The organism is uncultured Martelella sp. (genome assembly GCF_963677965.2).
GTDB lineage: Bacteria > Pseudomonadota > Alphaproteobacteria > Rhizobiales > Rhizobiaceae > Martelella > Martelella mangrovi.
Genome location: NZ_CAXXFM010000002.1, coordinates 82,131 through 95,518, shown reverse-complemented (window position 1 = coordinate 95,518; position 13,388 = coordinate 82,131). Strand labels below are relative to the sequence as shown.

Sequence of the window (13,388 nt, the reverse complement as noted above, 5' to 3'; positions counted from 1 at the left end):
TTATGGCTAACACTATTCCGCCGAGCATTAACGAAAGAGGGTTCACCTGTCCGTTTTGCGGCATAAACACCGTCCATACGTGGCATCAAACCTATGCCGGAAGTTTAGGGACAAAAACTCCCACTAAATCTGAGATCTACGATTTGGTTATGGGAGAGGCGACGGCGACGACCCCAAAAGAAGAGCTATTAGAACTACAAAAAAGGCTTGTTGACGGAGATATTCGGATTGAACGGAAGTTTGTAACTCACAAGGGTTTAAAAGTTCACAATCTGTTTCTGGAAAGGTGCCACCACTGTGGAGGCGTTTCTGTATGGAAATATGACGCCATGCTCTATCCCTCCGAGCAGGAAATCGCCCCCAATACGGACCTACCTGAGCCCATCAAGCGCACTTTCATAGAAGCTTCTCGATGTTTGAGCGCGTCCCCCAGAGCTTCCGCAGCACTTTCTCGGTTAGCTTTGCAGGAACTATGTATTGAATTGGGTTGTAATCCAAAGAAAAAGCTTGATGCTCAAATTGGGGAGCTGGTTAGCAGAGGTCTTCCTGATAAGATACAAAAAATGCTAGATGGGGTTCGAGTAGTTGGCAACAACGCTGTGCATCCTGGCCAATTGGATCTTCGCGATGATAGACAAATTGCTAAATTTCTTCTGGTTTGCATCAACCGCATCGTCGAAAAAATGATTACTGAGGTGCGTGAGGCCGAAGAACTATATGCTCTGCTGCCTGAAAACACAAAAGCGAGTATTGAACGCCGCGATGGCAAGAATACTAAACCATCAACTCCGCTAGACACGCCGGAAGCGCCTCCGGCTCATGACGCCCCGAAACCTGAAGGGCCATAGCGAGCGCCACAAGCCCGTCAATGCGCCCCGTGGCCTTGGACTTGTCCAGCTTGCGGGAGCCTGCCGGATCACGCGTGACAACGGCATTGGCGGCCCACATGTTCAGCACGGGGTTGCCAGCATGGGCAAGCATCCGTTCGGCCACATGTCGCTCCAGCGTATCGACGGCGGGCGACATATCCTTGAAGCCCTGCCCGAAGGGTTCCAGCGGGATTGAGCCGCCAAACAGTGCCAGTTCCCGTTTCAGGTCTTCAATTCGCCAGCGGTCATAGGCAACAGCCTTGAGGTCGTATTCTTGCGCCGCTTCCATGATCGCGTGAGCGACAAAGCCCGGATCGATGGTTGAGCCGGGAATAAGCGTGATATGGCCCTGTCTGGCCCATAGGTCATAAGGCACCCGGTCTTCGTTTGAGCGCTCCGCAATATGCGCCTCCGGCATGAAAAAACGGCAGAGAACGTCAAAGCCGCTTTCCTTCGGAAACACCAGAACAAAGGCCGTGAGGTCGCGTGAGCCGGAAAGGTCCAGCCCGCCATAGCATTCGCGGCCCTTGAGGCTGGCAAGGTCCGACGCGGCGTTGCAGCGATCCCATTCGGCCTTGTGAATGAACCGGGACACAGCCGAAACCCGCTGGTTGAGGATCAGATTGCGAAACGCGCTTTGCCTTCAAGGTCGAAGCCTTTGAACCGCCGCCCCGAGCCGCGCCGGTCTGGCCGGTCAACAGCGTTGGTCTTGTCGTTGTGGCATCGTTCGCAAAGGCTCATCAGGCCATCCAAAGCCGGGAACGGATCACCGCCAGCGTTGATTGCCGTGATATGGTCAACCGCCTTGGCCTCAGCAATCTGCCCTCGAAGCTTGCAGGCGTAGCAAAGTGGTTCCGCCGCCAGCTTTGCCATGCGCAGCCGCCGCCAAGCTGCCGTGTTGCAGGGCCAGTCAGCCATGAGCAACCAACCTTTCCCCGCCAATCCCCTCCCGAATATAGGCCATTCCGCCGCCGTGCCATCGCATTTCCGCTTCGACTGCCGCCGCGTGACGTTCCTCAGTGATCCAGTCAAGCACCTCAGCCGATGCCTCTACGCCAAGATCGTTCAAAGCCGTTCCCAAGCGCCTGTCTGCCGCCGCTCTGGCTGCCTGAGCGTGAGAGACTGACCGTGCGGGCTTTCCTCCGGCAATGGGCAAGAGGAGGGAACGCTGTCCTGCCTGCTTGCTCCATCCATTCCTAAGCCCATTCCGGTCTTTCTGCGGTCGCTCTCGTGGCGGCTCTTGCTGCCGCGTTTCCACTTGCTCCGCTTCTATGGGTTCTTTCGATGGGTTTATTCGAAGGGTTTGGGTTGCAGCGCTGCGACCTTGAACGTTGCAGGCCTGCGACCTTTGATCCTGAGTTTTCGTCGCTGACGGGTGTCACCATGTCACCCGTGGACATTTTGGCGGCCGTCATTTCAGGGGCTCCAGAAGCGACAGGTGACACCATGTCACCCCTTTGAGCGGCTTCATTCGAGGGAGCTTCTCCCTTGATCATGCGGGCATCCCAATCTTCGACGATGGCTCTGAAGAGTGACCAGTTCGGCTTGTAGCTGGCACGATGCGCTTTGCCGCCGTGGCTGTCCTTCCCGATCAGGCCGAGTTCGTCCAGCTTTTCCGTCGCACGGATGACCGTTGAGCGGTTCAGGCCGAGCATACGCGATAGCCGTTCAATGCCGGGATCGCACTGTCCGTCTTTCTTGTTGAAGTGGTCAAGGATCGCGCCGGCAACACGGCGTGAGGCTTCGGGTAGACCCGGAATAAGGTTCAATGCCTTGTAGGCGAACAGAACGTCGTTTTCTCTCAAAAGCGCCATGTCACACTCCCGCCATTTCGAGCGTGTGAGAGATGATCAGAGAGGCCGTAAATGCGTTGGACCTTGGCGAAAAAACGTCAACAATTTCAACGGTATAAATGGGCGGTGCAGACAGACTAAGGTATTGTTTTTCTGGCGGAAGGCACATAACCACCTCCTCCGCCATACTTGCTCGCGCTTTTCGGCCTTTTCAAAGCAAAACGCATCGGCTTTGTTTTCAGACGTCTCGCCGTATTTCTCGCCCACCCACACGATCGTGAAACGGGAAAGTCGTGCAAGCCGCGCAAACGAAAGGCGCGTGGCTCCATCTATGGTCCCGCGCCCTTGCAAGTATTGCAGCGTGTCAGCGGCCTGTCAGATCAGGCCGTACTGATTGGCTTTCATCCTCAGGAAACCAAGCCCGTCCGTCAGCACCTCTTCGCGGGCAGGCGCAACATCGCGCCAGACCGACAGTGCTTCGGCGACCTGAGGCGGAACTGTAATGAAGCTCTCCATTGCCATGCCGCCCTTGTAGTCGATGGCCGCCAGTGCGGTGAATACTTCATCCCAGGCAATGGTGTCGCGCCCCGGCGTGCCGCGGTCCGATGCTGAAAGGTGAATATATTTCAGATGTTCACGCGCTTTCAGAATGCCCTGCGCAATGCCCTTTTCCTCGATATTCATGTGGTAGGTATCGAGATGCACGAAGACATTGTCGGCACCGATCTTCTCGCACAGCATCACGGCCTGGTCGGAGGTGTTCAGCAGGTGGTTTTCGTAACGATTGACCGCTTCCAAACCGTAATCCATGCCCTTTGATTTGGCATAGGCGGCCGCTTTCGCAACCACACGGGCAGTGGCGTCATATTCAGCCTCGGTCGGTCGCTTGCCGGTGCGCTGGCCAAGACCGCCGTAAATGACCCCGCTCATGGCTTTCGCGCCGATGGCGGAAGACTTGTCGATCGCCATGTAGAGAAATTCCAGAGCGCCCTCCGGATTGTTTGTCGGCAACCGGTCCAGCGGAAGGCCGAGCGAGCACACGCACTCGACTTCGTTCTTTTCCAGCAGACCACGCGTGTGTGCTGCGTCAACGCCTTCGGGATCAAGCATGGTGATTTCGAGAAAGTCGATGTCGTATTTCACGGCGTCGGGAATGGCAAACTCGGCCGCTTCGCGGTTCCATTCCATGGCCCACATGGCAGTGTGAACGCCGAACCCACTGATACTCATTGTTGTTTTCCTTGCTGCGAAGTTGAAAGTGAAAGTTTGGTTTTGAAACTGGCGACACGACCACGGTGCGACCAAAGATAACGCGACACCATGACGGCCAGCAGGATACCGCCCCAAAGGGCCGTTGCGAGATGCTGATTGGTGCCGAGCAGGTTCAGGCCGGAGCCAATGATCTGCAGGATGATGAGTGCCAGCACGACGCTCGAGACACGCCCGAACCCGCCGAACGGATCGACCCGGCCGAGAAAGCAGGCCAGAACGGTGATCAGAAGATAGGCTTCGCCGTGACCGACACGGACCGAGTTGAAACGGCTGGCCATGATGATGCCCGCAACCGCGCACATGAAGCCCGACAGTGCATAGATCATGGTCAGGGTGAAACGGGTATCAATGCCGGAATAGCGCGTTGCCTCCGGGTTTGACCCGAGCATGAAGATCGAAAAGCCAAGCCGTGTACGGTTGAGAAGAAGTGCCCAGAGCCCCACACAGACCGCAAAGACAATCAGCGGCGCGGGAATACCCATCACGGTCCCCTGCCCCAGCGCCGAAATGGCGGGCGGAAAACCGGAGACACTGCCGCCGCGGGTCAAAAATTCTCCCAGTCCGCGCAGAAAGATCATCATCGCAAGCGAGGCCAGGATCGGATGCGCGCCGGTATAGGCAATGATGGCCCCGAGCACCCAGCCGATGACGATGCCGCTTAAAAGCGCGGCGACGACAGCCAGAATGATCACTGCCGGGCCGGCATCTGCACCGCCGCCCCATGTAATCACCCAGGCCAGAACGAGCCCGGAAATATTGGCCGAAAACGTGATGGCCAGATTGAGCCCTCCCGAGAGGATCGGAATGAACATCGCCAGTGTCAGAAGGCCGAGTTCGGGCAGCTGGAAAGCGATTGACGAGAAGGTCGCGCCTGTCAGAAACCGGTCCGAAAGCGATCCGAACAGCGCGATCAGGGCAAACAGCACGACAACAAGGCCGAAGATCTCGCTGCTGGCGGCAGTGCGGGGAAACAGATTGTTGAACGTTCGTGTCATCTGGTCACTCCCGTCGGGCCGGTATTTGCCTTGAAGCGGCGCAGCTTTTCGTTCACGAGCCCCAGCGTTTCAGCAGACATCGCGATGGCGATGAGGATGATTGCACCGACAATCATGCGGAACGCGTATGGGGAGATGCCGAGCAGGTTCAGCCCGTTCTGGGTAATGGCAATCAGCGCCAGACCGAGGACCGCGCCAAGAAGCGTGCCGCGACCGCCGCCAAGGCGGGCTCCGCCGAGGACGACAGCAGCCAGAACCTCCAGCTCCCGGCCATAGAGCGCATTCGGCACCACTTCCTGGGCATAATGCGCCTGCATCAGCCCGGCGATGCCGGCACAGGCGCCCAGCCAGCAATAGGCGAGATAGTGCATGGCGCCGATATTGATACCCAGCCGCCGCGCGCCTTCGGTATTGTCGCCCATGGCGAACAGCTGACGCCCCAGATTCAGTCGCCGCAGCAGGAGCCATGTCGCGAACACGACCACCGCCATGACGGCAACGGGCAAGGTGATTTCCGCCCATCCTATCGCGGTTTCATGTTCGAACAGGACAACGCGATCCACCATCCAGTCGGGCAGCAGGTATATCGACACGCCGCCTGTGGCGAACATGAGAAGTCCGAAGAACAGGTTGAAGGTGGCGATGGTGACGACAATCGAGATGATGCGGAAATGATAGATCATCGCCGCATTGATGGCGCCCAGCATCGCACCGAAACTGATGGCCAGAGCAAAGCCGAAAGCCCAGTTTCCGCCACCGAACTGCATCAGGGTGGTTGCCAGAAGGTACTGAACGACCGATGCGGCAACGGCAAAGGATATATCGATGCCGCCGGCAATCAGAACGACCAGCAGGCCAGCGGCGAAAATGATATTCACCGCCGAATAGTTCAGAAGATCAAACAGGTTGACGAGCGTGAAGAAGGTATCGGTGGTGACCGAGAGGCCGACAACGATCAGCGCAATGACCGCCGACAGCCACAGTTCCGTTCCGGTCAGTCTTGGAAGGTATTTACGCATGAACCGCCTCCTCGATGCGTTCGATATCGGTTTCGGCGGGCTGGAATGTTTCAACGATCCGTCCATCACGCATATGCAGGACACGGTCAGCGTTGAAATAGACTTCCGGTGTCTCATCGGAGATCAGAAGGATTGCCATCCCTCTGGCGGCCAGATCGCTGACGATATCGAAAATTCCGGCGCGCGCGCCGACATCGACACCCACCGTCGGACTGTCGAGGATCAGCAGTTTGGGATTGGTCGCCAGCCATTTGGCCAGCACGATACGTTGCTGATTGCCACCGGACAGGCTGGAAACCGGGTCCGTGGTTTCACCGATCTTCACCCGCAACCGGCCGATCCAGTCATCCACCAGCTTCTTCTTTTTCGTCGCTGACAGCAGGCCATTGCTGAGCAGACGATCGAGAACGGAAATTACGGTATTGTCTGCAATCGACTGCGGCTGAACCAGCCCGAGCGACAAGCGGTCCTCCGAGACATAGGCAATCCCCGCACGGATCGCGTCCCGGTTCGACATCAACCGAAGCGGCTTCCCCTCCATCACGATCTCGCCCTCATCAGGAAAGTTCATGCCGAACAGGGTCAGCGCAAGTTCGGTTCGCCCTGCCCCCAAACGCCCGGTCAGGCCGACGATCTCACCGGGCGCAATATCCAGATCGATATCCTGATATTCGCCGTGACGGGTCAGTCCACGCACCGAAACAAGCGGGGCCGCGTGGTTTGCCTGCGGCGCACGCACCTCATAATCAAAATTGCGGCCGGTCATCAACTCGGTCAGACGCGCCTGTGTCATCCCTTCGGTCGGATAGGTGCCGACATAGCAGCCATCTCTGAGCACGGTGACCCTGGAGCAAACGTCGAGAACCTCGGCAAGACGGTGGCTGACGAAGACAACAGCGACCCCTTGTTCCGACAACCGCCGAACGATTGCAACCAGCGCCTCCGTTTCATGCCGCGACAAGGATGCCGTCGGTTCGTCCATGAAGACCAGACGGGCATCGGCAATCAGCGCGCGCGCGACGGCAACCAGCTGCCGGTTGGCGATCGACAGCGAAGAAACCTTCGCCTCCAGATCGATCGACACGCCGAGGCGATCCAGAATGTCGGCAGCCTCCCGGCGCATGGCATCGTGATTGACGAGCCTGGGCTTGCCGCCAAGATTGCGTTCAAAGGCGATGTTTTCGGCCACGCTCATTTCGGGAAACAGCGCCAGGTCCTGCCAGATCACCTGAATGCCCATTGCGCGGGCTTTGGCGGGGTCGAGATCGGTCATATCCGCGCCGTCCCATTCCATCACCGCACCCGGCTCCGGCTTGTGCACGCCGCTGACCGTCTTGATCAGCGTTGACTTTCCGCAGCCGTTCTCTCCGGCAAGGCAGAGCACTTCGCCGGGCCAGACATTGAAAGAGACATCATCGAGAGCCTGCACTCCACCGAAACGTTTGGAGACATGCTCAAGGCGCAACAGGCATGGGCCGTCGCCAGCCGACGCCGCACGGGGCGTTTGCTCGTCCGTCATGGATCCACCTGATATTTTGAAAGGTCTGTCAGTGTCTGCGTCCGACATACGGCGCCGAACGCAGACGCTTTCACTAAAGGCCGAGTGCGGCCAGATCGTCCACGGTATCCTTGTTGATCTGCACCAGCTGATCAACGATGATGTCGCGTCCTTCGAAATCGGGATCGATGACACCAAGGCCCTCGATATCCATCCCGGCCTCGATCTCCTCGCCATTGACGAGCATCGTGCCCAGCGTCACGAACACCTCGCCGGCCTGTTTCGGGTTCCACATGAACCCACCGGACAGCACGCCGTCATGGACGAGCTTTCGGCCCTGCCCCGGAGAAAACGGGCCCAGCACAACGACCTCACCCGTTTTGCGGCGCTCTTCGACAGCGCGCGCCGCACCAATGGGGCCCTGGCTGCCGAAGCCGAGAATACCGCCGAGATCGGGATTGGCGCGCATCAGGTCGAGAGCGGTCTTGCGCGACGCGTCCACATCCTCGGCCACGCCGTAACGGTCGCCGACGAGCTCCATATCCGGATAGTTTTCCTGAATATAGGCAATGGCCGCATCGGCCCAGGCATTGTGCAGCGGAACCGTAAGGCCGCCGACAAACACGGCGTATTTGCCTTCGCCATCCATCATCTCGCCCAGCTGCTTGCCATAGGCTTCTCCGAAGCCGACGGCTGACGCGAGTTCGAAATCCCAGTCGACATTCTGCTGATCGGGCGATTCATGAGTGAGGACGATGATGCCCTGATCGCGGGCACGTTTCAGCACCGGCTCGAGAACCGCAGCATCGTTCGGCACGACGCCGATGACATCGACGCCCTGTGCGATCAGATCTTCAATGGCGCGAACCTGAAGCGCCGGGTCGGCACTGGTCGGGCCGATCATGAAACCGTTGACGCCGAGCTCCTCGGCCTTCTCTTCAATACCCGCTTCCATCGCATTGAACCACGGGATACCGCCGATCTTGGCAACAACGCCGATCGTGGTCTGATCCTGCGCATGAACTGCCGGTCCGGCAAACACCGTCATCATCGTGGCCGCCCCTGCCAAAAGCGCGCGGCGGGTCATGGTCGTAAAGGCCATTGGGATCTCCTCCTCCTGTTAAAACTGCAAATCCGGCGACGGCCTCCTGCTGCCGTGTCTCACCGAATATGTTTAGCTAAAACCTTTTAGCTTGCACTGTCAACCCGGTTTTGCGATTGTATATTCGCAGGGACAGCGCTAAGCGGAATCAGTGAAACCGGATTCAGACATGCCAAAACCGAAGAAAAAGACGACGATCCGCGACCTTGCAGAGGCCGCTGAAACGTCTGTATCAACAGTGAGTTTTGTGCTGAACGGAACCTGGAAAAAACACAGAACCAACCCGGAAACGGCTGAGCGTGTCCTCGCTCTTGCCGCCAAGCTGGGCTACCAGGCCAATCAGCGCGCACGCGCCCTGCGCCTCGGGCGCTCCTCGCTGGCCGGCATGATCATTCCCCACCATCGCAACCGGTTCTTTGCCGGTCTGGTCGAGAATTTCGAGACCGAGGCGCGGGCGCGCGGTCTTGTCCCGATCGTCGTCAGCACCCAGCGTGACCCGGAAATCGAGCGCCAGGTCGCCGCCAAACTGGTCATGCAGGAGGTCGAACTGCTGGTCGTTGCCGGTGTGGAAAACCCGTCCGGCATCAATCGGCTCTGCCGCAACAAGGGCGTGCGCTGCGTCAACGTCGACCTTCCCGGACCGGACGCCTTTTCCGTGGTCACAGACAATTTCGGCGGCGCGCGTGACCTCACACGGCGCCTGCTCGAAGATCTGGCGCCCACGGCACGCGCGATCTTCCTCGGCGGTCGGGAGCACGAATACGCCACCGACCGCCGTATCGAAGGTTTTCTGGCGGGCATGCAGGAAAACAACCGGACCGCCGGCAACGAGGATATCGTCCGCTGCGGCTACAGCCCGGTCGCGGCCCGCGAGGCGCTTTCGAAGCTGTTCGACGACACGAAGAGCCCCCCGCTTGCCCTGCTCATCAACTCGATCACGACCTTCGAGGGGTTCGCAACATTCTGGCGTGACCGGCCTGATCTTGCCGGAAACATACGTGTCGCCTGTTTCGACTGGGACCCGTTTGCAGCCTGCCTTCCGGTAAAAAGCATCATGCTCAGGCAGGATGTGGAAAACCTGATCAAGGTCTGCTTTTCGTGGTTCGATGGCGAGGACGAGCGCGCCGGCGAGGTTTCTGTCGTGCCGCCGCGACTGATCATCGATGCCCCTGGGCCCGAATACGAATAGCCACTTTCAAAAATCGCCGCTTTGGCCGGGAGGAGACGAATGAACATGAAGATCGGGCTGGAAAAGCTTGCTTTGGAGTTGCAAGAGCTTGCGGCCGGCAGCCGTCGTCAGCTTATTGCTCTGGCGGGTGCTCCGGGTGCGGGGAAAAGTCATGTTTCCGATGTGCTTTTTTCTTTGATTAACAACAAAATGCCCGGGAAGGGTCAGATCCTTCCCATGGACGGGTTTCATTTTGACGACATGGTGCTTGAGGCGCGCGGGGACCTGGCGCGCAAAGGCGCGCCGCACACGTTTGATGTCGGCGGCCTCCTCTCAGCCCTCCAGCGCATCCGGGCGGATGACGGTGCGGAAATCGCCGTTCCGGTGTTTGACCGAAGCATTGAAATCGCGCGCGCAGGGGCCCGCATTATCGGCCCTGAGGCGCGACTGATCATCGTCGAAGGCAATTATCTGCTTCTGGACGATATCCGCTGGCAGCCGGTCACGGCGATGTTCGACAGGACGGTTTTCATCGAGGTGCCGGAAAAGACGCTGCACGACCGGCTGACGGCGCGTTGGGCACATCTGAGCCCCGAAGACCGTGAGCGCAAGATGGACGGCAATGACCTGCCGAATATGCGTCTCGTCCTCGCAAAAAGCCGGCCCGCCGATTATCGCGTGGTGAATGGCTGACAGGCCGCCGGCTTCATCGCCCAGCGCAGTGAATCACGCAGTCAACGCCTCTGTCTCCGGTCCCGGATGGTGGCAGGCAAAACTGTGCTGAGAGCCTTTATCCGGGTCTGTGCGCAGCGGGGGCGTTTGTTCGGCACATATGGCTGTTGCACGCGGGCAGCGGGTGCGAAAAACACAGCCCGATGGCGGATTGAGCGGGCTTGGCAGGTCGCCTTCAAGCGGCAGCGCCGTCTTGTTGCGCTCGATTTCGGGATCGGGGATCGGCACAGCGGAAAGCAGGGCCTGGGTATAGGGGTGCTGCGGCGCGGCATAAAGTTCGTCGCTCGGCGCCACCTCCATCACCCGCCCGAGATAGAGCACCATGACCCGTGTCGAGATATGCTTCACCACCGACAGGTCATGGGCGATGAACATCAGCGCAAGGCCCAGTTCACGCTGCAACTCCATCAACAGGTTGATGACCTGCGCCTGAATTGAAACATCGAGCGCGGATACCGGCTCGTCACAGATGATCAGCTTCGGACGGACGATCAGCGCGCGGGCAATGCCGATACGCTGGCACTGGCCGCCGGAGAATTCATGCGGATAGCGGTTGATCTGGTTGGGCAGAAGCCCCACACGGCTCATCATCTCCTGCACCCGTTCACGCACCTCTTCCTTGCCTATCCCCTTCTGGTGGGTGATCAGCGGCTCGGCGATGATATCGCCGACCTTCATGCGCGGATTGAGGCTTGCCAGAGGGTCCTGAAAGATCATCTGGATATCGCTGCGGTATTTGAGCATCTCGCGCGGCGAAAGCTCCAGCAGGTTGGTCTCGCCGTTCCACAGCGCCGATCCCGTTGCCGGAACCATGCGGATCATCGCCCGCGCCAGTGTCGACTTGCCGCAGCCGGATTCCCCGACAATCCCCAGCGTTTCCCCGGGGCGCAGTTCGAAGCTGACGCCATTGACGGCATGCAGAGACAAAGGCTTCTGCCAGGGCATGCTGCTTGAACGATGGATATCGAAGGTGACGCGGACATCTTCCGCCTTCAGCAGAACATCACTTGTCATTGCAGATCTCCCCTGACTTCGGCATCGCCACTGGTCACCACGGCAATCGGCCGGTTGCAGGCGCGCAGCCGCCCCGGCGCAAACTCCGTCAGCGGGTCGAGATGGTCCAGACAGTCCTCATCGGCAAAATCGCAGCGCGGCGCGAACGGACAGCCCTGCTGCAGACGCGCCATATTGGGCGGATTGCCGGGGATGGAACGGAGCATGTCGTCACTGCGGTCAACACGCGGGATCGAGCCGATAAGCCCGCGCGTATAGGGATGCGTCGCATTCTTGAACAACGCGTCGACCGGGCCCTTTTCCATGACCTGCCCGCCATACATCACCATCGCCCGCTCGGCGGCACCGGCAACCACACCCAGATCATGGGTGATGAGAATGAGGGCCATGCCGAAATCGCGCTGGAGGTCGGAAAGCAGATGCATGATCTGCGCCTGAACCGTCACGTCGAGCGCCGTTGTCGGCTCGTCGGCGATCAGCACTTCGGGGCGACAGAGCAGCGCCATGGCGATCATCACCCGCTGGCGCATACCGCCGGAAAACTCGTGCGGATAAAGGCTGACGCGCGATTTCGCATCGGGAATGCGCACGGCATCCAGCATGCGCACGCTTTCGGCAATCGCGGAGCGTTTCGACATGCCCTTGTGGAGCTGCAGCACTTCCGCCATCTGTTCTGCAACCCGCATATAGGGGTTCAGAGAGGTCATCGGGTCCTGAAAGATGATCGCCATGCGGTTGGCACGGATGGGATTGATCACCCTGGGCGGCGCATTGAGGATCTCGGTTCCGTCGAACCGCACCGAGCCGGAGGCCGTGCCGTTTGCAGCAAGCAGGCCCATCATCGCGAAAACGGTCTGGCTTTTGCCCGATCCGCTTTCGCCGACGATTGCCAATGTCTCGCCGCGATCGAGCTTGAAATCGACGCCGCGCACGGCGAAGACGGGGCCGGAATTGGTGGTGAACCGGATATCCAGATTGGAAACATCGAGAAGCGCCATGTCAGCGATCCTTCGGGTCTAGTGCGTCGCGCAGCCCGTCTCCCAGGAAGAAGAAGGAAAACAGCGTGACGATGAAGAAGAAGAGCGGGAAGATCAGCTGCCAGAGCGTGCCGTAATTCATCGTGGCCGCGCCTTGCGAGATCAGCGCGCCGAGACTGGTCAGCGGCTCCTGCACCCCGAGGCCAAGGAAGGAGATGAAGCTTTCCGACAGGATCATGCCCGGCACCAGCAGTGTCGCGTAGACGATGACGACGCCCAGCAGATTGGGAACGATATGGCGGCGAATGATGGTGCCGGAGGCAACCCCCGTCGCCCGCGCCGCCTCGACATATTCACGGCCTTTCAGGGAGAGCGTCTGGCCCCGGACGATGCGGCTCATGTCGAGCCAGGACAACAGCCCGATGCCGACAAACAGCAGCACGATCGAACGGCCGAACATCACCAGCAGCAGTATCAGAACGAACATGTAGGGGATGGCAAGCAGGATATCGACGGTGCGCATCATCAGGTTGTCGACCCGGCCGCCGAGAAAGCCCGCGGCAGCGCCATAGATCGTGCCGACGATCACCGCGATGGAAGCGCCGATAAGGCCGACGGCCAGCGAAATCTGCGTGCCCAGCACCGTTCGCGCGAAAAGATCGCGGCCGAGATCATCGGTTCCAAAATAATGGCCATTGGCCAGCGACGGCGCGCCTTCGCGCACGATGTCGCCCATGACCATGAAATCGATCTCGTCGATCGACCAGCGCGCAATCCACGGACCTGCTACCGCGAAGAGAACGACAAAGACGAGCAGACAGAGCCCGACCACGGCCTGCCGGTTCTTGAAGAACCGTATACGGGCATCCGCCCAGGGCGAACGCCCCTTTTCCGCCTCATCGGCCATGGCCTCGGACAGGCTTTGAATTTTCTCTCTTTCGATCAGCAT

14 protein-coding genes are annotated in these 13,388 nt (G+C 59.2%); 3 read left to right on the top strand and 11 right to left on the bottom strand.

Annotation, left to right across the window (positions count from 1 at the left end; all coding sequences use genetic code 11):
- Positions 1-2: 2 nt before the first annotated feature.
- Positions 3-848, top strand: coding sequence for a DUF4145 domain-containing protein (locus tag ACHZCU_RS17680; protein ID WP_319519901.1), 846 nt, complete (start codon positions 3-5; stop codon positions 846-848).
- On the opposite strand, the gene ACHZCU_RS17675 is transcribed toward ACHZCU_RS17680, so the two are convergent.
- From ACHZCU_RS17675 to ACHZCU_RS17640, 8 genes are all read right to left on the bottom strand, one after another.
- Positions 775-1,464, bottom strand: a complete 690-nt coding sequence (locus ACHZCU_RS17675) for a terminase TerL endonuclease subunit (RefSeq protein ID WP_319519900.1) — start codon at positions 1,462-1,464, stop codon at positions 775-777. The genes ACHZCU_RS17680 and ACHZCU_RS17675 overlap by 74 nt on opposite strands.
- Before the next feature lie 23 nt (positions 1,465-1,487).
- The gene (locus ACHZCU_RS17670) at positions 1,488-1,787 is read right to left on the bottom strand and encodes an HNH endonuclease (RefSeq protein WP_319519899.1); all 300 of its coding nucleotides are present in this window, start codon (positions 1,785-1,787) and stop codon (positions 1,488-1,490) included.
- Between the two features lie 278 nt (positions 1,788-2,065).
- Positions 2,066-2,683: a helix-turn-helix domain-containing protein gene (locus tag ACHZCU_RS17665; protein ID WP_319519898.1), complete on the bottom strand. Its 618-nt coding sequence runs from the start codon at positions 2,681-2,683 to the stop codon at positions 2,066-2,068.
- Between the two features lie 354 nt (positions 2,684-3,037).
- The gene (locus ACHZCU_RS17660) at positions 3,038-3,892 is read right to left on the bottom strand and encodes a sugar phosphate isomerase/epimerase (RefSeq protein WP_319519897.1); all 855 of its coding nucleotides are present in this window, start codon (positions 3,890-3,892) and stop codon (positions 3,038-3,040) included.
- On the bottom strand, positions 3,889-4,929 hold the full coding sequence (locus ACHZCU_RS17655; protein WP_319519896.1) for an ABC transporter permease: 1,041 nt from the start codon (positions 4,927-4,929) through the stop codon (positions 3,889-3,891). Before ACHZCU_RS17655 ends, ACHZCU_RS17660 begins: the two co-directional genes overlap by 4 nt.
- Entirely contained in the window at positions 4,926-5,948 is a 1,023-nt protein-coding gene (locus ACHZCU_RS17650) for an ABC transporter permease (protein WP_319519895.1), read from the bottom strand. The genes ACHZCU_RS17655 and ACHZCU_RS17650 overlap by 4 nt, the downstream gene beginning before the upstream one ends.
- On the bottom strand, positions 5,941-7,467 hold the full coding sequence (locus tag ACHZCU_RS17645) for a sugar ABC transporter ATP-binding protein (RefSeq protein WP_319519894.1): 1,527 nt from the start codon (positions 7,465-7,467) through the stop codon (positions 5,941-5,943). The genes ACHZCU_RS17650 and ACHZCU_RS17645 overlap by 8 nt, the downstream gene beginning before the upstream one ends.
- A 73-nt stretch (positions 7,468-7,540) precedes the next feature.
- The gene (locus ACHZCU_RS17640) at positions 7,541-8,497 is read right to left on the bottom strand and encodes a substrate-binding domain-containing protein (protein ID WP_319520123.1); all 957 of its coding nucleotides are present in this window, start codon (positions 8,495-8,497) and stop codon (positions 7,541-7,543) included.
- 220 nt (positions 8,498-8,717) lie between these two features.
- On the opposite strand from ACHZCU_RS17640, the gene ACHZCU_RS17635 reads away from it, so the two are divergent.
- Both ACHZCU_RS17635 and ACHZCU_RS17630 read left to right on the top strand, forming a co-directional pair.
- Entirely contained in the window at positions 8,718-9,737 is a 1,020-nt protein-coding gene (locus ACHZCU_RS17635) for a LacI family DNA-binding transcriptional regulator (RefSeq protein WP_319519893.1), read from the top strand.
- Positions 9,738-9,782: 45 nt separating this feature from the next.
- A complete protein-coding gene (locus ACHZCU_RS17630) occupies positions 9,783-10,409 on the top strand; it encodes a nucleoside/nucleotide kinase family protein (protein ID WP_394706129.1) in 627 nt (208 codons plus the stop codon).
- Positions 10,410-10,442: 33 nt separating this feature from the next.
- On the opposite strand, the gene ACHZCU_RS17625 is transcribed toward ACHZCU_RS17630, so the two are convergent.
- From ACHZCU_RS17625 to ACHZCU_RS17615, 3 genes are read right to left on the bottom strand one after another with little or no spacing between them, the layout of a single operon-like run.
- Complete coding sequence (locus ACHZCU_RS17625) at positions 10,443-11,462, bottom strand: oligopeptide/dipeptide ABC transporter ATP-binding protein (protein WP_106308953.1); 1,020 nt, start codon at positions 11,460-11,462, stop codon at positions 10,443-10,445.
- The gene (locus tag ACHZCU_RS17620) at positions 11,459-12,460 is read right to left on the bottom strand and encodes an oligopeptide/dipeptide ABC transporter ATP-binding protein (protein WP_319519892.1); all 1,002 of its coding nucleotides are present in this window, start codon (positions 12,458-12,460) and stop codon (positions 11,459-11,461) included. Before ACHZCU_RS17620 ends, ACHZCU_RS17625 begins: the two co-directional genes overlap by 4 nt.
- 1 nt (position 12,461) lies before the next feature.
- The gene (locus ACHZCU_RS17615; RefSeq protein ID WP_106308947.1) at positions 12,462-13,388 is read right to left on the bottom strand and encodes an ABC transporter permease subunit; all 927 of its coding nucleotides are present in this window, start codon (positions 13,386-13,388) and stop codon (positions 12,462-12,464) included.